Below are 21749 nucleotides of genomic sequence, written 5' to 3' on the forward strand. Positions count from 1 at the left end.
GTATCTCCCTAGATCATCGAGGCAAATTAAACGCAAATCGCGGTAGTTAGCATTCTATTTTTAGGTGTGGAGTCCTCTGGGGTACTCTCTAGCAAGTGTCGACATTTCTCTGTTTGACTGATGAAACGCGAGAGTGCACTTTCTAGGTCAAAGACACTACAACCTTGCGCATCAATGCAGTAAGTCAGCACGATACTGTTTGTGTGAGATTCTAAGCTGAGAGACATGTTGAGCTCTCTATACAAGCTTTTATTGAACGTCATTAGAGTCGACAGCTGTTTAAAATCTTGCTTGGAATTCAATGGGCCTATCAAAGAATTGAGAACCAGTCGTTCGCGTTTAGAATCCAACTCAATGTCTAATAAGAGCGTCTCATCAACCATCAAAGTGCAATGTCCATCCTCATTAGGCTGAACTGAGCCGATACCTAGGTCTGTTACTAACTCTTGAAATAATTGCTCGATTGATACACTCATGTCAGCAGCCTCAATAGTTTCTCCAGTTAAAATCAACCTATGCCAACCGAATCGGTAAATCTGTCAATGATGGTTGTTAAGTTTTAGATTGTTAAAAAATGTCATAAAGCAGCTCAGCTTTTGAATTCAGTGAAAGTGCAGTGGAGGAGCATCGTCCGCTACAATCTGTATTCAAAATTGAACCATGACACTCGGCACTATAACGTCAGTTATTTCAGAGAACCAAAGCGAGAGTAGGGAACGATTGTTAGCTAGTTTATCGGAGCTTCAGGATGCCTAAGCGTTATCTATCGTTATGTTAGAGAGGTAAGTTGAGCTTTACTTTCGCTTAAAAATCTAAATGAAATTGCGGTCAATTCTCTTGCTTCGGATTTGGCCTCGGTACGAGTTTTCCAATCTCAAGGGTTATAAAAGTAAAAAACTCTCCCTAACATCACGTTGGATAGCCCAATGTATTGAAATAATTCTTATTTTATGTTTTAAAGCACGCGCGGTGATATTTTATAAATCATAGAGTGCGGTAAAGGTGTGTCACAACAGACCTATAATTTCCCCCATTTTTATTTGAGCGTTTTTACAATGGTTTTATCGACTTTGTTGAAACTGAAGCTTTAAACAAAATTAACCTGTTTATATCTCCCACGCTACAGCGAGTTATAGAGTCGGAGTTGTTTGTAAATCGAGTTGAATATAAGGCGAGATTGAGAGCTCAGCAATAAAGTCGCCCCATTGCGCGTTGTTACAACGACAGCAGCTTGTTATCCACTATGTGAAAACCGCGAACCACTCATAACTAATAATGACTAACGATATTAAGAGACAGAGATGCGAACTTTAATCTTATTAACCGCTTCTATTACCTTGGCTGGGTGTACTCAAGGGATGAATAAGGCCGACTTGGAAGTGAAAAATAGCAACTATTTTCAAAATGCGGAGCTTGGAGACGCTAAGGCTCAAAATAAGCTAGGGAACATTTACAAAAATGGCGATGGTGTAGTCCAAGATCACTCACAAGCGGTTTATTGGTATACAAAAGCTGCAGAGCAGGGACATACGATAGCTCAAACGAACCTAGGTTGGATGTATGAGGCAGGTAAAGGTGTCTCTCAGGATGATGCTCAAGCCGTTTATTGGTACAGAAAAGCGGCGGAGCAGGGATATCCAAAAGCTCAAACGAACTTAGGTTGGATGTACGAATATGGTGAAGGTGTACCAAAAGATGATACACAAGCACTTTATTGGTACAGAAAAGCGGCAGAGCAGGAATATGCAAGGGCTCAGAACAGATTAGGTCGCATGTACGATATGGGTAAAGGCGTGCCACTAGATGATACGCAAGCAGTATATTGGTATGGGAAAGCCGCAGAGCAAGGATATGAGCGAGCTCAAAACAACTTAGGGACTATGTACGAAGAGGGGGAAGGAGTGCCCCAAGACATGACTCGCGCGGTGTATTGGTATAAGAAATCTGCGGATCAAGGTTACGTTACAGGACAAACCAATCTCGGCTGGATGTACGAAAAAGGTAAAGGTGTGCCTAAAGATGATACACAAGCAGTCTCTTGGTACAGAAAAGCGGCGAAGCAAGGATATGCAAGAGCTCAAACCAACTTAGGTTGGATGTACGAAAAAGGTAAAGGTGTGCCTCAAGATAACATGCAAGCAGTTGACTGGTATAGAAAAGCTGTGAAGCAGGATTATGCAAGAGCCCAAAGCTACTTAGGTTGGATGTATGAGGAGGGCAAAGGTGTTCCTCAAGATGACATACAAGCGGTGTTTTTATTTAGAAAAGCGGCTGAGCAGGGATATGCGAGAGGTCAAACTAATCTAGGGTGGATGTACGAGGAAGGTAAAGGTGTCCCTCAGGACGATGTACAAGCCGTGTCATGGTACAGAAAGGCAGCAGAGCTAGGGTTCGCAACTGGGCAAGCTAATTTAGGATGGATGTACAGAGAAGGTAGAGGTGTCCCCCAAGACAATAAACAAGCGGTGTCTTGGTACAGAAAAGCGGCTGAGCAGGGATATGCGAGAGGTCAAACTAATCTAGGATGGATGTATGAAAAAGGTAAAGGTGTTCCGCAAGATGACAAACAAGCAGTGTCTTGGTATAGAAAAGCAGCAGAGCAAGGAGACGATACAGCTCAAAACAACTTAGGATGGATGTACGAAGAAGGTAAAGGTGTCCCGCAAGACTATAAACAAGCTGTATATTGGTATAGAAAAGCGGCTGAACAGGGATATGCAAGAGGTCAAACTAATCTAGGGTGGATGTACGAGGAAGGTAAAGGTGTCCCTCAGGACGATGTACAAGCCGTGTCATGGTACAGAAAGGCAGCAGAGCAAGGGTTGGCAACTGGGCAAGCTAATCTAGGATGGATGTACAGAGAAGGTAAAGGTGTTCCGCAAGATGACAAACAAGCAGTGTCTTGGTACAGAAAAGCGGCTGAGCAGGGATATGCGAGAGGTCAAACTAATCTAGGATGGATGTATGAAAAAGGTAAAGGTGTTCCGCAAGATGACAAACAAGCAGTGTCTTGGTATAGAAAAGCAGCAGAGCAAGGAGACGATACAGCTCAAAACAACTTAGGATGGATGTACGAAGAAGGTAAAGGTGTCCCGCAAGACAATAAACAAGCGGTATCTTGGTATAGAAAAGCCGCTGAGCAAGGGAGTGTGATTGGTCAAGTTAATCTAGGATGGATGTACGAGCAAGGTAAAGGCGTTCCACAAGACAATAAACAAGCGGTATCTTGGTATCAAAAAGCTGCTGATCAAGGAGACGCTGATGCTCAAAACAGCCTAGGGAGTATGTACGAGGAGGGTAAAGGTGTACTCCAAGATTATAAGCAAGCGGTATCTTGGTACAGGAAAGCGGCTGAACAGGGACACGAGTTAGGTCAAAGTAATCTTGGAAAAATGTATACAGAGGGAAAAGGCGTACCAAGAGATGCTACACAAGCGATTTACTGGTATCAGAAAGCCTCTAAACTCGAACATAGCCATACTCAAAGCGACGCTATTTATGACAACGTTATCAATGAGCTGTTCAATGCTGATGAGGTTGGAGAAGTTGCACAACATTACATAAAAGCGTTTGCAGAGCGGATGCCAGACAAACCTAGCATTAGTACTGATCCAAATTACCATCTGATTATCAAAGAGAGTCTAATCAAATCATATTTTGGCGATGAACATAAAGCTCGTTTGAATAAAATTTTTAAGGAAGTTCTGCCCCCCAAGCAGATGCAGGTATTCGCAGCTGCGATCAAATCAGAGGCATGTAGTGACAGTTTTAGTTGGGCCGATCTAACTGAATATGCGCTTTTTGCGGAACAGGATAGTACTTATAAAGATAAGCAATTGGCAGGTTGTAACTTTTTGCTTGAGCAAGCAACGACGGCGAACCAAAGAGAAGCACTCGCGGCTTTTGTACCCTCAATCACTGAAGAGCTGTCTGAAAGTAGCCGTTCTCAGATGAGCAAAGCCTTAAAGAAATATGAAAAAATCAAGATCATCGTTGATCAAGTGAAAAAAAAGACTGACTTTCCGGTTCCTATGAGTGAATCTCAAGTTTTTGAAGACGTTGTTGCTGGTCATGATTACGTAGAGCAGATCATCGTTTATCAAGATACATTTGCAGAAGATGAGACATTAGAGGTCGATAAAAACGCGTTACTTGCTGAAAAGTGTGAAACGCCTGATTTACTTCAAATGGGTATTAATCTGCATATCACATGGCTTGATATAAACCACCAACATCTTTTGACGTACGTTGTGAAGAACGAAGATTGCAAAGATGTCATCTAAGCCAAGCCGAGATGTGTGTTTCTCGAATCGGCAGAGAGTCATCAACGTCATCATCTAAACGAGATCGTTAGCTTTTCCTTAGCTGATTTATTGCGCAAGATGAAACAATGTAACCATAGACTGAAAGCGAACCAACAGGTTCGCTTTTTTGATCTTTCGGTTAAATTTAGATAACAAAAATTAGTTTATACGCCATGGTTGACCCACGACACTCGGCATTATTGCAAGCGTCATTCCAGCGAGCCCAAGCGAGACTAGGAATCTACTTTCAACGCGTTCAGGACCTGTACAAGAGCCAAATATTTGGACGATTATTAAGACGACCTAATGCGAATATTCGTCAATAAGACGAACAAAAATTACCCACCAAATCTAACCGATGAATCCCAATTTAACAAAGTCACTGATTCATAAATGCGTATACATTTTTATTACAACACCGGCGAGAAAAGTCATTCGAAACATTTATCTCTCGAGATTGCAAACTTTTCTAAAAACCCTACAGAACTTCTCATCTTTAATATTGATCCGCAATATACGTGACTAGTGCTTGTTTCTTTATACTCTTCAACCTTAAAGTAGTAAAAAGTAGATAGTGATATGGCTATGATAAAATAAATACCGATATGATGATTTTTAGTTTGGTACTTATCATCCCTATTTTTTATTATCAGTGCTAGCTGTGCCACGGTAAACACTAAGAGAAAAAACATAAAAAATGAGCTTAGTACAGTAACAAAGTAAACTCTATCTGAATCATACTCCCCCGAAGGGAAGTATATGAATGGGTAACTGCATACAGTGATGACTATTAAGCATATTACCGAGTACTTATATTTTGATATTTTCATCTAGTAACTCTTTTGTAAATTAATTTTTCAATATAGCCCTCGCAATGAGGGCTTTTAATTTTATGGACCTAGGTGCTATGTGTTGTCTGAAGCAGTACTAGAAGCCCCTTCATTGGTAGATTCATTAGAAGCCCCAGCAATATGACTCACTTGCTTAGACGTTTCGTGATAAGCAACCTCTGCCGCTTGTTTTGTACTAGCTTTAGCGTTACTTATTGTTTCTGCATGGGTTTTAGCTGCAATGCTTTCGATATTTGACATCGTTTCATGGTAATCCAAACTACCTAAATCGTATCGCCCACTCATAATGTCACCGATGACTCCCCCGTAGGATCGCTATACCTCAGCGGATATCCTCGTCCATAGGCGTAAGGTGACCAGCGTTGAGGATCCATGAATCGGGCATCTCTCGCAAACACTGGATCGCGGGCGATGAATTGCCCGTAGATATGGTTCATATAGCGTTGCGAGAAATAACCAAGCCTAGATTCTTTGTCTTGCTCTTTATCGGTAAAACGATAAACCGTTTGATCGGATTGACCAAACTGAGCTTCCACATCACCAAATGGTTCATAATTGAACGCATTAATGACTTGAGCAGAATTGTCCACAGTCAGTTCTGTTGATTCAAGGTGCTGTTTAATAAAATAAACTTCTGGAGTGAAGGTGTCATCACTTTTGCTTGTCTTGGCTACACGGTAACTTTGAACCCATTAAAGAACACAAGATCAGTGAGACCATCACGGTTTAAATCGGCAAACTGAACATTATCCGTGTTATGAATACTTTTTGGGTTTACTTGCCGCAAGTAATTGTTCATAAGTAGCCTTAGAAACTGGCTACATTAGATGGCAGACATCATTGCCATATTCATAACGGTTCTAAGTAGGTGGATTAATTGCAAAGCTAACCAATATAAGCATTCAAGTGTAAAGCGGCCCGACAAGTTTCTGTTGCTTCATCACTTGGCGAGTAGATTCTGAATCACGTTCGTCCCTCACTGTTCAGAATGACGATACCTTGAATCGGCTGCTCACGATCGAAAGAGGGGGGGGATTGGAGTTACTGTCAGCGATCTGAGGCAGTCGTTTCTTGGGGCTGATTACCAAAGCGTTAGCCACAATTTTCACTCATATTGACCCACGACACTCGGCATCATCACAAGCGTTATTCCAGCGAGCCCAAGCGAGACTAGGAATCTACTTTCAACGCATTATGTTCCTACCTAGGTTCAAGCACTCATTAAGAAGAAAAATTTCTATCGAGACGATTCAATATCCCTTTTGAAGGATCAGTTTTTTGATTTTATGATGTACGTTACGGTGGTAGGGGCATGAATGAAAGTCTCACTTTTGTCCCAGTCGTGTTTCAGAAAGTGGAACTTACACTATCTGTATTCACGCATTGAAAGACTCCGTTGTTGCTTAAAGATTGTGAATGGGAAATTACTTTTATTATGCTAAGGATATCATTATGGGTTTGAAACCAGGTCCAAAACCAATTGCTAAATCGACGGGAAAGCCTGACCAACGTCGACGTGACAATAAAAAAACTCCAGGTAATACGCCGGGGTTAAAGCCTAGTAAATCGTCAAAATGAGACTTAGTTACTTATTAAACTAATTTGATCTCTGACTCTGAGCCAGAAATAGATAAGCTGGCTCTTTTTTATTAGCAGTTATGAGAAAAAGTTACGACAGAATCGCTTGGTGATCACACTTCCACGGGACGACTTTTAACACAGAAATGCCCCTTTTGGGGTTAGAACAAGAGTTTTATGGTTTAGTTGACGAAATTTTTTGGTTTAGTTTTTCTAATGTTTAATGGGTGAGCGATACATGCCCTGCTGATAGAGATACTTATTAGACTCTTCCGTACATATTACCTTGCTCTTCTAAACCCCACTCTGTGAGGTTTTTTCTCAAAACTCTATAGCTAAACCTACATATATGATTTGCAACATATTTTTCTGATTTTTATTAAGTTATATTCATTTAATAAGCATGTAATTTAGTATGGGTAATCTTATGTACATCGAAAAGCTAACTATCAAGAACTTTAAGAAAATCGAATCAGGTGAATACGAGTTTAATGAGAAAGTGAATATACTCGTTGGAGATAACGATTCAGGTAAAACTACAATACTAGAAGCGTTAGAGCTTGTTTCAAGCTCTAACTACAGAGGTAAATCTATAAATTCCTCTCTATCTCCACAGTTATTCAATAATAAGGCGGTTAGAACATACCTTGAAGGGGACCTATCCAAAGGCTCGCTGCCTGAAATTCTTATCGAAGCATATTTATCTGGCTGCCCTGAATACAGAGGTAAGAACAACTCACAAAATAAAGAGTATGAAGGTGTATTTATCAAGATTTGCTTCGATGAAGATTTAACCAGCACATATGAAGAGTTTTGCAAAAGCGCTAAAGTCGAAAGTATCCCAACAGAGTTTTATAAAGTCGAATGGTTTAGTTTTTCTTGGGAGCCGATCAAGTTTCTGAGCAGAAAAGTAAAGGGCCTATTTATCGATCCTACTAGACTTCACCCCACTTATGGTAAGACCCAATATTTATCCAACATCATTAACTCGTCCTTAACCAAGGAGCAGCAAGCCTTACTTCATCTAAACTATCGCCAATTGAAAAACTCCTTTGAAGAGCAGCAGCAAATTCAAGATCTCAACAATGACCTTGACTCTGAGAATCAGGTCACAGAGCAAAACCTCTCGATAATAGCTGACACTAACTCGGGAACTGTCGAAGCTGGGCTCCAGCTAGCGGTAGACGAAGTATCGTTTAACCATATAGGTAAAGGGGAGCAAAATAAAATACAGGTTAAGCTAGCTCTCTTAAATAAAGGTGGCAATGTCAACTTTGTTACTGTAGAGGAACCAGAGAATCACTTGTCTCATACAAACCTAAGCAGGCTGGTAAAATTCATTTCAGAAAATACTAATAACCAAATATTTATTACCACCCATAGCTCTTATGTTCTTAACAAGCTTAGCCTTAACCATTTATGCTTAATTTCTGATGACTATCTCAGGCTAAAAGAAATTGATTCTGGCACAGCCAAAACTCTTCAAAGATTACCGGGATATGACACATTGAGAATTGTTCTCTCCAAAAAAGTCATTCTAGTTGAAGGTCCTTCTGATGAGTTGATTCTGAAGAAGAAATACTTACAAGATAACAAAAGGTTACCCGAAGAAGATGGCATTGATATCATCGTTGTGAGAGGTATAGGTTTCAAGCACTACCTTCAAATAGCTAAACTCATCGGAACCAAGGTAAACGTGGTAAAAGATAATGATGGTTCATACCAAACCAACATTGTTGATTATGCAAATAACTTCAATTTCAAAAACATTAAGTTCTTCTCTGAGCCAAACGACAAACTAAAGTCACTAGAGCCTTCATTGATAGCTGCTAATGGAAAAGATGAAAAGACTTTAGATAAATTCGCAGAAATAGCCTTATCAAAAATCGCCTACAACGAATACAAAGAGATTAAAAGCTTGGACGAGAAGATTGAATACTTCAAGGCTGTCTACGTAGGTGAAAAAGGAGACAAGAACTACGGTTCTAAAAAAGTAGATTCTGCTGTACGCATATTCGATAGCGCAGACGTCATTCAGTATCCAAACTACCTGTTGGAGGCATTGAAGTTTGACTAAGAAACTCTTTATTGCCTGTGCTGGTGCAGGTAAGACAACTCGAATAGTCAAGGAATCAATAGAACTGACTGATGAAGGTAAAAAGGTTTTGGTTATTACTTACACACGTAGTAACCAAAATGAGCTTTACAAGAAATTTGATGAACTTGGCGGGCAGCGAAGGGACTTGTTCATAGTCAAGGGCTGGTACTCCTTCATATTAGAAGATGTAGTAAGACCATATCAGAGATGTATTTTCACCACTCGCATTGATGGCATCAACCTCAATAGCAGTAACCCCCACAAGAGAGGGCGAATGAGTATTCCTGGCAGGAAAGAAAAGATAGGAGCGAAATACAATGAAAAGCATTTTCTGACCAGCCAAAATCGTGCCCATACAGAGTTTCTCTCAAAGCTAGGATGCAGGATTGTAAAAGAGGACAACATTGCCATTTCTGAGAGAATTAGCTCGATATATAGCCGTGTTTATCTTGATGAAACCCAAGACTTTGCTGGCTGGGATTTTGACTTAATCAAGCTAATTGCAAAATCTAAAGAGCTTGAGATTCATGCTGTTGGGGACTTTAGACAAACTATATACCACACTTCCTCAAAGCCCAAAGCGCCATCCGATAGCCAACAAAAACTTGAGGCTTACGGGAGAATGGGGTTTATTTCTAGCGCTCTCAACGAGTGTTGGCGATCAATACAGCCAATATGTGAGTTTGCAGATACAGTTCATAAGGGAGAGGGGTATTCCAAAACAGTATCTAAAGTAGAAGCCCCTGACATAGGCATACATACAGGTATACATTTCGTTTCCAAAAAAGATGTCTCAAAGTATGTCAAACAACATACTCCCCTGATACTCAGGCACTCTGCTAACTCAGGTAAAGAGTTAGATATATACGAAAACTTGATGACCTTTGGTGACTCCAAAGGCCAAACGGTTGACCATGTACTAATTCATCCGACAGACCGCTTTACAAAGTTTCTGAAAGGACAAAATGGCGCTTTTGCCGATAAGCAAACTAGTCAAAATAAACTGTATGTCGCTATTACTAGAGCCCGGTATAGCGTCGCTTTCATAGTCAACGACAAGCATTTTGATGATGTTCTCTGGCAACCAGCTAATTAAGATATCTATATACACTAGATAAGCTGATTGGTTCTTAGTCCAGACGTTGATGCTAATCAATAGGATTTCAGAGCTACGGGACATGCATATAAAGTTAAATAAAATGTGGCGAGATACCGAGTCTGGGAAAATAATCATGATTGATGATTTCGAAGAACGCGGTTAGCGTCAAGAAGGAAATACGAACATATGTGGCAATTTTGTGGTGATATTGAATATACGTGTGAAAATTGTGGCGACAGTGATCTTATACCGATAAGCGATTTCAACAATGATTGTATCGGTGGCTCTGAAAGAGGCATGGGCGAAGAATGCATATACGAGTTGTCGTATGAATTTGATTGCTGTGAGTGCAACAGCCCCATTTCTCTAAAGTACGAAGTGTCAGAGTATCCTGTAGAGTTTTTAAACTTTGTTCTGAATAAATCTACTGGAGCAGAAACATCAGGCGAACCCGACATTGAGTATCTTCGAGAAATATATAGTGCTGAAGATCTTCTGTTATTCTATGAGAACATTCAGGAACTCATTGCTGCACTGAGATCTAGTCCAGAGCTAATGAGAGAAATTACACCGAGAGAGTTTGAGGAAGTTGTTTCAGAGATATTTCGATCAAAAGGATACGAAGTTGATCTGACTCAGAGAACTGCCGATGGTGGTAAGGATGTTATTGCAATTCACACAGATTCATTGGGAATACAAAGCAAGTATTTCATCGAATGTAAGCGTTACGCAGAAAATAAAAAAGTTGGCGTTGCCCTAGTAAGAGCACTGCAAGGAGTTAAAAACACGAAAGATGGTCCAAATAAAACGATTCTAGTGACCACCTCAACTTTCACAAAGGGTGCCAAAAACTTTGTTGAGCATGAAGCGTCTAGTAAATGGGACGTAACGTTGGCAGATTATAATACATTGGTGGATTGGTTGAGTGACTACAAACAAAGCTAACAATCTCAAGTAAGAGACCAACTGTAGTGGTCAAGTAATACTGGCCACAGGTTTAGAACTTTTCCATACTTTTGGTAATCTGAAATGTTTTCATTAGTGCAAAAGTCCTAACACGAAAATGTCCAAAAGTGAGTTTTCAAGAGTCTTGCCCAAAAACAAAAAAGGCGAACCAATCGGTTCGCCTTTGTCTATTTAGATTCTACAAAAACTAATCTTCGTAGTGATTAATGCTCGGACATGAACAGATGAGGTTACGGTCGCCGTATACGTTGTCTACGCGGTTGACCGTTGGCCAGTACTTCCAAGATTTGGTTGCTTTAGAAGGGAAGCAGCCAAGCTCACGGGAGTAAGGGCGGTCCCATTCTTCTCTCGCTAGGTCAAACTGAGTGTGAGGCGCGTTAACAAGCGGGTTGTTATCGAGCGGCCATTCTCCGTTTTTAACCATCGACATCTCTTCGCGGATAGCGATCATCGCATCACAGAAGCGATCGAGCTCTTCCAAATCTTCTGATTCTGTTGGCTCAACCATGAGTGTACCCGCGACAGGGAACGACATAGTTGGAGCGTGGAAACCGTAGTCCATCAGACGCTTCGCGATGTCTTCTTCACTGATGCCTGTTTCTTCTTTCAGTGGGCGAATGTCGATAATACATTCGTGCGCCACGCGGCCGTTCGAGCCACGGTAAAGAACAGGGTAGTGAGGGCGCAATTGCTCCATCACGTAGTTGGCGTTCAGAATCGCTACTTTTGTTGCGTCCGTTAGGCCAGCTTCACCCATCATTGCAATGTAAGCCCAAGAGATAGGCAGAATAGATGCGCTGCCCATATCCGCTGCGGATACCGCAAAGTTTTCACCATCTGCACCGTTTTCAATGTGACCCGGTAGGAAAGGCGCTAGGTGCGATTTTACACCGATAGGACCCATACCCGGACCGCCGCCGCCGTGTGGGATACAGAAGGTTTTGTGTAGGTTAAGGTGAGAAACGTCAGAGCCGATAAAGCCCGGTGTGGTGAGGCCAACCTGTGCGTTCATGTTCGCGCCGTCTAGGTAAACCTGACCGCCTGCTGCATGCACCATTTCACACACTTCTTTCACTTGCTCTTCGTATACGCCGTGCGTAGAAGGGTAAGTGATCATGATGCTTGATAGGTTATCTTTGTGTTTCTCAATTTTCGCAGCGAGATCGTCGATGTCGATGTTGCCTTCTTCATCACATTTCACGACCACAACCTTCATTGACACCATAGACGCAGTCGCAGGGTTGGTACCGTGCGCAGAGCTTGGGATCAAACACACGTTGCGGTGACCTTCGCCACGACTTTCATGGTAGCGTTGAATCGCGATAAGACCAGCGTACTCACCCGATGCACCAGAGTTAGGTTGCAGTGAGAACGTATCGTAGCCTGTGATTTCGCAGAGCTTTTGTTTCAAATCTTTCGCTAGCGCAGCGTAGCCTGCGGCTTGTTCTGCTGGTGCGAACGGGTGGATAGAACCAAACTCAGGCCATGTTACTGGAATCATCTCTGCTGCGGCGTTCAGCTTCATGGTACAGCTGCCCAGTGGGATCATGCCGTGTGTGAGCGAGAAGTCTTTGTTCTCTAGCTGTTTGAGGTATCGCATCATCTGTGTTTCGCTGTGGTGCGTGTTAAACACAGGGTGCGTAAGGTAGCTCGATGTACGGCGCAGTGCTTCAGGAATCGCGGCAAACTCGTTACCTGAGATTTCAGTTGATAGTGACGCGACTTGCTCTTTGACACCAAACACGGCGAACAACGCTTCTATATCTGCCACCGTGGTGGTTTCGTCGAAGCTCACGCCGAGCTGTGTATCTAGCTTGCGTAGGTTCAAATCTGCTGCGAGTGCTTTTGCGTACAGATCTTCCGTTTGTGCACCTGTGTTGATGGTGATGGTGTCGAAGAAGCTGTTATGTGCAAGTTCGAAGCCGCCTTTGGTTAGACCTGCAGCTAAAATGGCTGTCATGTGGTGAGTACGACGAGCAATGGTACGTAGGCCTTCTGCGCCGTGATAAACCGCGTAGAAAGATGCCATGTTGGCAAGCAGTGCCTGAGCGGTACAGATGTTTGATGTCGCTTTTTCACGGCGGATGTGCTGCTCGCGCGTTTGCATTGCCATGCGCAGTGCTTGATTGCCGTTAGTATCGATAGAAACGCCGATAACACGACCAGGCATTGTACGCTTGTGCTTGTCTCGTGTTGCCATAAAGGCCGCGTGTGGACCGCCGTAACCCATAGGAACGCCGAAACGTTGTGCAGAGCCGATTGCGACGTCTGCGCCCATTTCACCCGCAGGTTTTAGAAGGGCAGAGGCCAATAGATCGGTCGCAACGGTCACGAGCGTTTTGTTCGCTTGCGCTTGTGCGATGATCTCCGTTAGATCACGAACTTCACCTGTGGTGCTAGGGTATTGAACCAGTGCACCGAATACATCTTGTTCTGGCAGTGAATCTAGAGAACCAACGAGAACTTCAAAGCCGATGAATTTCGCACGAGTTTTTACTACTTCGATGGTTTGTGGGTGAACGTCGTCAGCAACGAAGAATACGTCACTTTTGCTTTTACCGGCACGTTTACAAAGTGTCATCGCTTCAGCGGCTGCCGTTGCTTCATCCAGCAAGGACGCGTTCGCGATTTCCATGCCCGTAAGATCCATTACCATTTGTTGGTAGTTGAGAAGCGATTCTAAACGGCCTTGCGAGATCTCTGGTTGGTAAGGGGTATAAGCGGTATACCAGCCCGGGTTTTCCATCACGTTACGTAGGATGACGTTTGGGGTGAAGGTGTTGTAGTAACCCTGACCAATGAATGTACGTTTAACTTGGTTTTGATCAGCGAATTCACGCATCGCTGCCAGCATGTCGGCTTCGCTTTTTGCCTCTGCCAAGTTCATTGGCTGCTCTAAGCGGATTTGTGCTGGTACGGTTTCGTCGATGAGCGAATCTAGGCTTACTGCGTTGATCGCTTCCAACATTTTTTGTTGGTCAGATTTGTTTGGTCCGTTGTGGCGAGCAACGAACTCGTTTTGTGTGCTGAGGCTTTGAAGTAATTCAGTCATTGTCCTTTACCTACTCCTTGGTTCGGGTAACAGGTTTACGCTACTGATAATATAAATTATACGTCCGAACCTAGAAAAAAAGCTGCCCACTATTGGTTATGCTAGGGGACAGCTTTCGTTTCATCCTAATTACTCTTCTTCGATAGAGTTTAGGTATTCGTCTGCATCTTTTAAGTCATTCAACTCCGATGGGTCTGAAAGCTTCACTTTCACAATCCAACCACCTTCGTATGGTTCTTCATTGATTAGCTCTGGGCTGTCTTCTAGTTCTTCGTTGATTTCAACTACTGCACCGGTGACAGGCGAGTAGATGTCTGAAGCCGCTTTTACAGACTCAACCAAAGAAAAGCTTTCGCCCGCTTCGACTTCATCATTCTCTTCTGGCAGGTCAACGAATACCACGTCACCTAGCATCTCTTGAGCGTGCTCTGAAATACCGATCGTTACTGTGCCGTCACCGTTGTCACGTACCCACTCGTGGCTATCTGTAAACTTCAGTGTTTTGTCCATTGCTTAATCTCCAAATAACTTGTTAGGATCTATTCTGATTTAAAAAATTGCTTACTGGTAAAGAGGGAAGCGACTGCAAAGCTCTTTGACTTGCTTACGCACGCGTTGTTCAATGATTGCGTCACCTTCTGGGTTACTAACCAAACCATCCAGTACGTCACCAATCCAATTACCGATGAGTTTGAATTCTTCAGCGCCAAAGCCGCGGCTTGTGCCCGCAGGCGTACCTAAACGTATGCCCGATGTAATCATAGGCTTCTCTGTGTCGAATGGGATGCCATTTTTGTTACATGTGATGCCTGCACGCTCTAGCGCTTCTTCTGCTTTATTGCCTTTCAAACCTTTAGGACGTAGATCAACCAGCATTAAGTGCGTATCGGTGCCACCAGTGACAATGTCACATCCGCGAGCTTGCAACACTTCAGCCATGACTTTAGCGTTGTTGATCACTGAATTAATGTAAGTTTTGAATTCTGGACCGAGCGCCTCACCGAATGCCACTGCTTTGGAAGCGATCACGTGCATCAGTGGGCCGCCTTGCAAGCCCGGGAATACCGCAGAGTTGATTTTCTTAATAATGGCTTCGTGGTTGGTCAGAATCATACCGCCACGTGGGCCACGCAATGTTTTGTGCGTTGTTGTCGTCACTACATGTGCGTGTGGAAGCGGGCTAGGGTGTGCACCCGTTGCGATAAGACCAGCGATGTGTGCCATGTCGACCATCAGAATTGCGTTGATTTCGTCTGCGATTTCACGAAATTTTGCGAAGTCGATAGTACGTGGGATAGCGCTACCACCCGCGATGATCATTTTAGGTTGGTGCTCAAGTGCCAGTTGGCGAACGTCTTCGTAATTGATTTCCAGTGTTTCACGGTCGACACCGTATTGCACAGCGTTAAACCATTTACCAGAGAGGGCTGGGCGTGCACCGTGCGTTAGGTGACCGCCTGCGTCGAGAGACATACCAAGAATGGTGTCACCCGGTTGCAGCAGCGCCAGTTTTACCGCTCCGTTTGCTTGAGCGCCTGAGTGGGGTTGAACGTTTGCGTATTCACAATTGAAAAGTTTTTTTGCGCGTTCGATAGCAATGGCTTCCACTGTATCGACGTGCTCACAACCACCATAGTAACGGCGACCTGGATAACCCTCAGCGTATTTGTTTGTCAGGCACGTGCCTTGAGCTTGCATTACCGCTTTAGAAACGATGTTCTCAGAAGCGATAAGTTCGATTTGTTCGCTTTGGCGAGTGAATTCAGCCTGAATTCCAGCAAAGACGGCATCATCTGTTGCAGAGAGATTGGTAGAGAAAAAGTTTTCCAAGCTGTGGTTAGGGTAACTCTTGTTCATGGTAGTTGACCTTCCAAATCTGAAAATGAGCCCGCGGTAGAAGTATTATGTTTGCGATGATGGCTCATTTGTCCTCAAAACAGCTGAACTGCATAGCAGAACAGAGTGACTCTCGGCCCGAAGAAAGTGGGCAAAACTCCGTTGGATTGTGATTTTCCTAGCCAATCTATTACGGAAATATGCATCTCTATAGCTAACAAGTTGGTAACATAGCGTTTGAGGCACGAACAATCAACCAAAAATTTCCTATAGGAAACGTGATTTCTGGTTTTGTTAACAAGAGCACGCTTTAATTAACTTGGTGTCCTTTTATCCACTATGGGCTTCATGCACAATGCTAGAGGACAGGTATAAGGGAGTTTTATAGAGGGATTTATGACAGAAAACATTTACGATGAATACCCGTCAATGACATTGGCGAAAGAGCGACAAGATCGAAATATCGAACCGCTGAAGCTAGGTCAACGCATCAAAGATATCCGCTCCAAACTCGGTATTACTCTAGAGGAGGCGAGCCAACGCACAGGCCTTGCGCGTTCGACGTTGAGTAAGATTGAGAATGAGCAGATTTCACCGACGTTCCAAGCGATGCAAAAATTAGCTAACGGCTTGCAAATCGATATGCCACAACTGTTTGAACCACCAAGGAAAAAGGTAGCGACAGGGCGCAGGGATGTGACCAAGAAAAAAGAGGGAAAACCACATCCTACCCAAACCTATGAGCATGAGCTGTTAGCCACTCAACTTTCTAATAAAAAAATGATGCCTTTTAAAAGCCAGATTCGTGCCCGCAGTTTTGACGAATACAAAGACTGGGTACGTCACGATGGCGAAGAGTTTTTGCTTATCTTATCTGGCCAAGTGACGCTTTATTCCGAGTTCTATGAGCCCGTAGTATTGAGCGAGGGTGACAGTGTTTATTACGATGCGAATATGGGTCACATGTTGACCAGTGTGAGCGAGGAAGACGCGCACATTTTGTGGGTGACCGCCAAATAGTGATAAATAGTTGTAAATTTCTTATAGTGAAAGCAAACGATTGCTATTGGCTTTTAATGCGTTATGATGGCGTTTAATTGATGATAATTCAGTCAGAAAGGCGTCTTGTTCACGGCCTTGGATGTGACTGGAATGTTAAAAGTCACACTTTTGCAAGTCGAACGATACCTGTTCGTGCAATATTAGAGCAAGCATGTTTATTATTGGAAACACAGCGAATGCCGACAGCATTCTCGGGTCTATTTAAATGGAGACGAAAATGACTCAAGAACTTCTGAAAACACCACTGCATGCACTTCACGTTGAAGTAGGCGCAAAGATGGTCCCGTTCGCGGGTTACGACATGCCAGTTCAATACCCACTCGGCGTGAAGAAAGAACATTTACACACACGTGACGCAGCAGGTCTGTTCGATGTTTCTCACATGGGTCAACTTCGTTTGATTGGTGATGGTGCCGCCGCTTTCCTAGAGACTCTGGTCCCAGTGGATATTGTTGACTTAGAAGAGGGCAAGCAACGTTACGCGTTCTTTACTAACGATCAGGGCGGTATTATGGACGATTTGATGGTGGCCAACCTGGGCGATCATCTGTTCGTGGTGGTCAATGCGGCTTGTAAAGAACAAGACATTGCGCACCTCCAAGCGCATCTTCCTCCTAGCGTTGAGCTCGAAGTCATTGATGATCGTGCGCTGTTGGCGCTTCAAGGGCCGAAAGCAGCGGAAGTACTCGCGAGCTTAGCGCCTGAAGTCGCTGATATGCTGTTTATGGATGTTCGTAACGTAGAGTTGCTTGGCGTTGAGTGCATTGTTTCTCGTAGTGGTTACACCGGTGAAGATGGTTACGAAATCTCGGTACCGGCTGACAAAGCCGTTGAGCTTGCCCTTGAGTTAACTGGCAAAGAGGAAGTGGAGTGGATCGGCCTTGGTGCTCGTGACTCACTTCGTCTTGAGTGTGGTCTGTGTCTGTACGGTCACGACCTAAACACAACCACGACTCCGGTTGAAGCCAGCTTATTATGGGGTATCCAAAAAGTGCGTCGTGCGGGTGGTGAGCGTGAGGGTGGGTTCCCAGGTGTGGACATCATTCTTAACCAGATCGAAACTAAAGACGTGGCACGTAAGCGTATTGGCTTAGTCGGTCAAACGAAAGCACCGGTACGTGAGGGGGTAGAGCTGTTCGACGCTGATGGTAACAAGATTGGCGTGGTAACCAGTGGAACAGCAGGGCCAAACGCAGGTAAACCTGTTTCCATGGGTTATGTTCGCGCTGACCTTGCGGTGGTTGGTACTGAGTTGTTCGCAGAAGTTCGTGGTAAAATGCTTCCAATGACGGTAGAAAAAATGCCGTTTGTACCGCAACGATACTACCGCGGTTAATAGTATGAATCCATTGGCGTAGTAAAACAGTTTTGTTACGCCAATGGAGCCACTCCCCAGTGATGACGTTTAGCGAGAGTGGATAGGACACTCGCGCAGCTAAGGGAAAATAGCGGCAAATAAACCATTCAAATTTTTGAATAAAGTTTGACTTCATCCATACTGTAATTTTAGTTAACTTTTTAATTGCGTATGGACTTAAACCTACTTAAAACCTTTGATACCGTGTTCCAAACGCGGAGTGTCAGTGGCGCCGCTGATGCGCTAGGCATATCCGCCCCCGCAATAAGCCAAGCGCTCAATCGACTTCGCGAGCAGTATCAAGATCCGCTTTTTATCCGCAGTGGACGAGGTATTATCCCAACAAATTTCGCTATGGAGCTCCACGCCGAAATACAGGAACCACTCAATCTATTACTCCATGGTGTAAAATCACGCCTACATTTTGACGCGCTCAATAGTCATAGAACATTTCGTATTTCCAGTCATAAAGATATCGACTTGCTTGTCGTTCCGCCGTTTACTGCATATCGCTCAATACACGCACCTAATACTAAGATTGAAGCGAGCCCCGGTCACCTCACTGTGATAGATAGACAAAACGACCTCCGCCATCATAGAGTCGATATTGCTCTTTCTACTATTCCATTACAGGAGTACGGCTTTCTCAACCATAAGCTTTTTGAAGAAGAGTTGGTCGTCGTAGCGAGTATTGATCACCCAAGAGTTCAAGGACAGATTACGGCTGATCAGTTTTTCTCAGAACCACATATCTTAATGGAAACAGATACACTGAATCAGTACACTTTAAAGTTGGTTTCTCAAATCGATTTTCCGCAACTCAACGTGGGGTATAAAACAAATTCAACCTTACACGGCCTTATTTTAGCAAGCGAGACTGACTGGTTATGCATCAGCACTCGGCGGCTTACATCAAAACTTAACACAAACAATCAGTTCCAAGTCCTTCAAATTCCATTCGAAATAGAACCCATTCCTATCTATATGATTTGGCATAAATTTCAAAGCAAAGATAACGGTCACGTTTGGTTAAGAAACGCTTTGATAGAAGCGACTCAAGCCTTCCGTAACGAAAGCTGAAACTGCCATCTACATCATCCTAAAGTATGCTCCTCCGTGCCTCCACGCTCTATGTTGTAACTTGGATAAGTGCAACTACTGCCGTAATGGCAATGGAAAGATTCGTGACGGCAATTAAGTACAACTTAAAAGCTGATTAAGCTTCACACAATCGATCTCAGATAAACTTCGTTTTATTCTTCTAGCGAAAGAAATACATCTACATAAGTGATTTACAGATGCATGAGATATTTTGAATCGCTGCCACGTCTACACACTCAGTTATTCTCGTACAAGTCATCTTGGATTTATTTGGGTACATAGTCCGTTCCGAATTATCCATACCTTTATCCAAGCCAAATCACTGACACATCAACTCTGGAGATCATGAAGAATGAATTTACAACATTGTACTCGTAAAGTTGGTATGACTGTCTTTATCATTTTGCTGTTACTCGGAGCAAGCATGGTGCTCAGTGATTTATACGCACCATTTACGACCAATGCGTACCTACAAAAGTACGTCGTATCCATTACGACCGAGGTGAAAGGTAACGTAGAAAGGATTTTTGTCCACAACGGAGACTTTGTAAAAGAAGGAGACCCATTATTCTCGATTGATAAGCACGATATCGTTGAAGACCGAGGCGTTGCCTACGCGAATATGGTGATTATCCAACAACACCTGAGTCGTTTACGAGTCGAAATCAGTCAGACTGAAGAAAAAATAGAGCAACAAAAAGAGAGCCTTAACAATAAGAAACGCCACTTTCTACGCTACAAAACGCTGAGCAAAAAACACACGATTAGTACAGAGCAGCTCGACGATGCGCGCTTAGAGTACCTAGAAGCAAGGAAAGATCTACAAGATAGCCAACTTGAGCTTGAATCTAAGCAGATTGAGTTGGGAAAAGACGGAGGCAATGGTGGTTTACTGTTGGCACAAGCCTTGTTGGATAGATCAGACAGCAAAATCGCTAAAACGACCACCTATGCGCCAGTTTCTGGCTTGGTCACCAATATGCAGTTAAACGTTGGTGAAGCAATTAACAGTAGCCGCCCGCAGGTTGCTATTACATCTGGAAAACATACTAGGCTCATTGCAAACTTCAACGAGAAAGCTTTGGGCAAGCTCGATGGTGCAAATGTCCTTGTTGTATTTGATGCTTTACCGGGTCAAATCTTTGAAGGGAAGGTCACTTCAAAAGACTCAGCAGTTCAATTCGCACTGCATGCCGATGCCGATATAGGTAAAGAAGCCTACATACAACGTGACGATCGTTGGATAAGAAAAAGTCAACAAGTTCGCTCTGTGATTGAAATAGACAATTTACCCGCAGAGCTAGTTTCTGGATCAAAAGCCACGGCAATGATCAAGCCTAAAAATCATGGGTTTTGGAGAACCTTCAGCTCAACAATCATGACATTTATATCTTGGTTCCACTTTATCTATTAAGGAGCAGGATATGAATACAAATGTGATTGTGAGGACGAGTGTGTTTTTTACTGCTTCCATTGTGCTGGCTGAACTTTTCAACATGCGGTCAGTTGTCTTATGTATCTTTTTGGGCCATACGCTTATTGGTGGGCATAAATTCAACTTTGTTAAGTCAGGGTTTTATATCATACGAATTCTCAGCTCTGTCGTCGTGGGGACTCTAGTGGGAGAAATATTCTACAACAATCTATTTTTTACTATATTAATCAGTGCATTGCTGCTCTGGGGCTTACTCTACTTCATTAAGTATCCATCGCAAATAATTACGTACAGCGTGCCTGTGTTCCTTTATTGCTATGCTCTGATTAATACGACTAGCGGCTTTATTATGGAGGACACCATTCGAGAGCTTCTCTTTGCCGTTGCTTATATGATTCCTCTAGCTTGGCTATGCTTCAAATTGTTCCCTTCTAAACATGTTGATACTGGTCAGGTTGAATTAAAACAAGAGTCTCAAATATCCGAACGGCATAAACAATGGATTGTTGCTCTTATTATTTGCGCCTTAACGATATTTTTAGCGATTGAAATTGGTCGCGCTCTTTTCTGTTTATCTGTTGCGATCAACGTCGCACTCCGCTCCAGTGTAAAACAGGGCAAATTGGTTATCGCTTCTATTATTCCGATACAAATTACTGGCTGTTTAGTTGGGATGTTTTTTAATGTCTTGATGCTGGGCCACCAAAATAATATAGCTTTATTCGCGGTTCTATTATTTTTATTTACCACTGTGATAATTTATTTTTCTCTACATGAGGACCTGCGCCATAAAGACATACCTAACTTTGAAGTCGGTTTCATGTCTGCGGTATTAGTCCCGGTTACCCTCTACACTCACTCAACTGGGTTCAATGTGGAGCCCTTTATCGAAAGGGCATTTGATATGATGTGCACTTGGATATTGTTGAGCGTGGTGATGGGTATAACGCTTTATTTTAAAAACAAATTCTCATATAACCATGAGGTGATTTCAGAATAAAATACTATTA

The 21749-nt window shown here is 43.1% G+C and carries 15 protein-coding genes; 9 read left to right on the top strand and 6 right to left on the bottom strand.

All coding sequences use genetic code 11. The annotated features are described in order from the left end of the window. Nucleotides 1-26: 26 nt before the first annotated feature. Nucleotides 27-476 (bottom strand): type III secretion system chaperone, encoded by a 450-nt coding sequence (locus AND4_RS01845; RefSeq protein WP_009841180.1) that lies wholly within the window; start codon nucleotides 474-476, stop codon nucleotides 27-29. A gap of 825 nt (nucleotides 477-1301) precedes the next feature. Here AND4_RS01845 and AND4_RS20495 point away from each other — a divergent pair. Beyond that, nucleotides 1302-4283: an SEL1-like repeat protein gene (locus AND4_RS20495; RefSeq protein WP_009841181.1), complete on the top strand. Its 2982-nt coding sequence runs from the start codon at nucleotides 1302-1304 to the stop codon at nucleotides 4281-4283. A gap of 926 nt (nucleotides 4284-5209) precedes the next feature. Here the strand turns inward: AND4_RS20495 and AND4_RS01860 are convergent. Then, nucleotides 5210-5440, bottom strand: a complete 231-nt coding sequence (locus AND4_RS01860; RefSeq protein WP_009841183.1) for a hypothetical protein — start codon at nucleotides 5438-5440, stop codon at nucleotides 5210-5212. Next, a complete protein-coding gene (locus AND4_RS01865; protein ID WP_009841184.1) occupies nucleotides 5437-5745 on the bottom strand; it encodes an RHS repeat-associated core domain-containing protein in 309 nt (102 codons plus the stop codon). Before AND4_RS01865 ends, AND4_RS01860 begins: the two co-directional genes overlap by 4 nt. A 1415-nt stretch (nucleotides 5746-7160) precedes the next feature. On the opposite strand from AND4_RS01865, the gene AND4_RS01870 reads away from it, so the two are divergent. From AND4_RS01870 to AND4_RS01880, 3 genes are all read left to right on the top strand, one after another. Continuing rightward, nucleotides 7161-8810, top strand: coding sequence for an AAA family ATPase (locus AND4_RS01870; protein WP_043991389.1), 1650 nt, complete (start codon nucleotides 7161-7163; stop codon nucleotides 8808-8810). Beyond that, nucleotides 8803-9927, top strand: coding sequence for an AAA family ATPase (locus AND4_RS01875; protein WP_009841188.1), 1125 nt, complete (start codon nucleotides 8803-8805; stop codon nucleotides 9925-9927). Before AND4_RS01870 ends, AND4_RS01875 begins: the two co-directional genes overlap by 8 nt. A gap of 189 nt (nucleotides 9928-10116) precedes the next feature. After that, complete coding sequence (locus tag AND4_RS01880; RefSeq protein WP_009841189.1) at nucleotides 10117-10875, top strand: restriction endonuclease; 759 nt, start codon at nucleotides 10117-10119, stop codon at nucleotides 10873-10875. Nucleotides 10876-11083: 208 nt separating this feature from the next. On the opposite strand, the gene gcvP is transcribed toward AND4_RS01880, so the two are convergent. The 3 genes from gcvP to AND4_RS01895 all read right to left on the bottom strand — a co-directional run bounded on the left by gcvP (nucleotide 11084) and on the right by AND4_RS01895 (nucleotide 15805). Next, a complete protein-coding gene (gene gcvP, locus AND4_RS01885; RefSeq protein ID WP_009841190.1) occupies nucleotides 11084-13948 on the bottom strand; it encodes an aminomethyl-transferring glycine dehydrogenase in 2865 nt (954 codons plus the stop codon). Between the two features lie 129 nt (nucleotides 13949-14077). After that, nucleotides 14078-14458: a glycine cleavage system protein GcvH gene (gene gcvH / locus AND4_RS01890; protein WP_009841191.1), complete on the bottom strand. Its 381-nt coding sequence runs from the start codon at nucleotides 14456-14458 to the stop codon at nucleotides 14078-14080. A 51-nt stretch (nucleotides 14459-14509) separates the two neighbouring features. Then, a complete protein-coding gene (locus AND4_RS01895) occupies nucleotides 14510-15805 on the bottom strand; it encodes a serine hydroxymethyltransferase (protein ID WP_009841192.1) in 1296 nt (431 codons plus the stop codon). Between the two features lie 375 nt (nucleotides 15806-16180). Here AND4_RS01895 and AND4_RS01900 point away from each other — a divergent pair, with 375 nt between their 5' ends. From AND4_RS01900 to AND4_RS01920, 5 genes are all read left to right on the top strand, one after another. Then, the gene (locus AND4_RS01900; RefSeq protein WP_009841193.1) at nucleotides 16181-16804 is read left to right on the top strand and encodes an XRE family transcriptional regulator; all 624 of its coding nucleotides are present in this window, start codon (nucleotides 16181-16183) and stop codon (nucleotides 16802-16804) included. 259 nt (nucleotides 16805-17063) lie between these two features. After that, nucleotides 17064-18182, top strand: coding sequence for a glycine cleavage system aminomethyltransferase GcvT (gene gcvT / locus AND4_RS01905; RefSeq protein WP_009841194.1), 1119 nt, complete (start codon nucleotides 17064-17066; stop codon nucleotides 18180-18182). A gap of 192 nt (nucleotides 18183-18374) precedes the next feature. Then, nucleotides 18375-19283: a LysR family transcriptional regulator gene (locus AND4_RS01910; RefSeq protein ID WP_009841195.1), complete on the top strand. Its 909-nt coding sequence runs from the start codon at nucleotides 18375-18377 to the stop codon at nucleotides 19281-19283. A gap of 373 nt (nucleotides 19284-19656) precedes the next feature. Next, a complete protein-coding gene (locus tag AND4_RS01915; protein ID WP_009841196.1) occupies nucleotides 19657-20718 on the top strand; it encodes an efflux RND transporter periplasmic adaptor subunit in 1062 nt (353 codons plus the stop codon). Nucleotides 20719-20728: 10 nt separating this feature from the next. Further along, a complete protein-coding gene (locus tag AND4_RS01920) occupies nucleotides 20729-21739 on the top strand; it encodes a hypothetical protein (protein ID WP_009841197.1) in 1011 nt (336 codons plus the stop codon). Nucleotides 21740-21749 lie beyond the last annotated feature (10 nt).

Origin of the sequence: Vibrio sp. AND4, assembly GCF_000171815.1 — a bacterium.
GTDB lineage: Bacteria > Pseudomonadota > Gammaproteobacteria > Enterobacterales > Vibrionaceae > Vibrio.

Coding starts and splice junctions, on each gene's coding strand:
- gcvH (WP_009841191.1), bottom strand. CDS start 14,458: ATGGACAAAACACTGAAGTTTACAGATAGCCACGAGTGGGTACGTGAC.
- AND4_RS01915 (WP_009841196.1), top strand. CDS start 19,657: ATGAATTTACAACATTGTACTCGTAAAGTTGGTATGACTGTCTTTATC.
- AND4_RS01895 (WP_009841192.1), bottom strand. CDS start 15,805: ATGAACAAGAGTTACCCTAACCACAGCTTGGAAAACTTTTTCTCTACC.
- AND4_RS01860 (WP_009841183.1), bottom strand. CDS start 5,440: ATGAGTGGGCGATACGATTTAGGTAGTTTGGATTACCATGAAACGATG.
- gcvT (WP_009841194.1), top strand. CDS start 17,064: ATGACTCAAGAACTTCTGAAAACACCACTGCATGCACTTCACGTTGAA.
- AND4_RS01920 (WP_009841197.1), top strand. CDS start 20,729: ATGAATACAAATGTGATTGTGAGGACGAGTGTGTTTTTTACTGCTTCC.
- AND4_RS01870 (WP_043991389.1), top strand. CDS start 7,161: ATGTACATCGAAAAGCTAACTATCAAGAACTTTAAGAAAATCGAATCA.
- AND4_RS01910 (WP_009841195.1), top strand. CDS start 18,375: ATGGACTTAAACCTACTTAAAACCTTTGATACCGTGTTCCAAACGCGG.
- AND4_RS01880 (WP_009841189.1), top strand. CDS start 10,117: ATGTGGCAATTTTGTGGTGATATTGAATATACGTGTGAAAATTGTGGC.
- gcvP (WP_009841190.1), bottom strand. CDS start 13,948: ATGACTGAATTACTTCAAAGCCTCAGCACACAAAACGAGTTCGTTGCT.
- AND4_RS20495 (WP_009841181.1), top strand. CDS start 1,302: ATGCGAACTTTAATCTTATTAACCGCTTCTATTACCTTGGCTGGGTGT.
- AND4_RS01845 (WP_009841180.1), bottom strand. CDS start 476: ATGAGTGTATCAATCGAGCAATTATTTCAAGAGTTAGTAACAGACCTA.
- AND4_RS01900 (WP_009841193.1), top strand. CDS start 16,181: ATGACAGAAAACATTTACGATGAATACCCGTCAATGACATTGGCGAAA.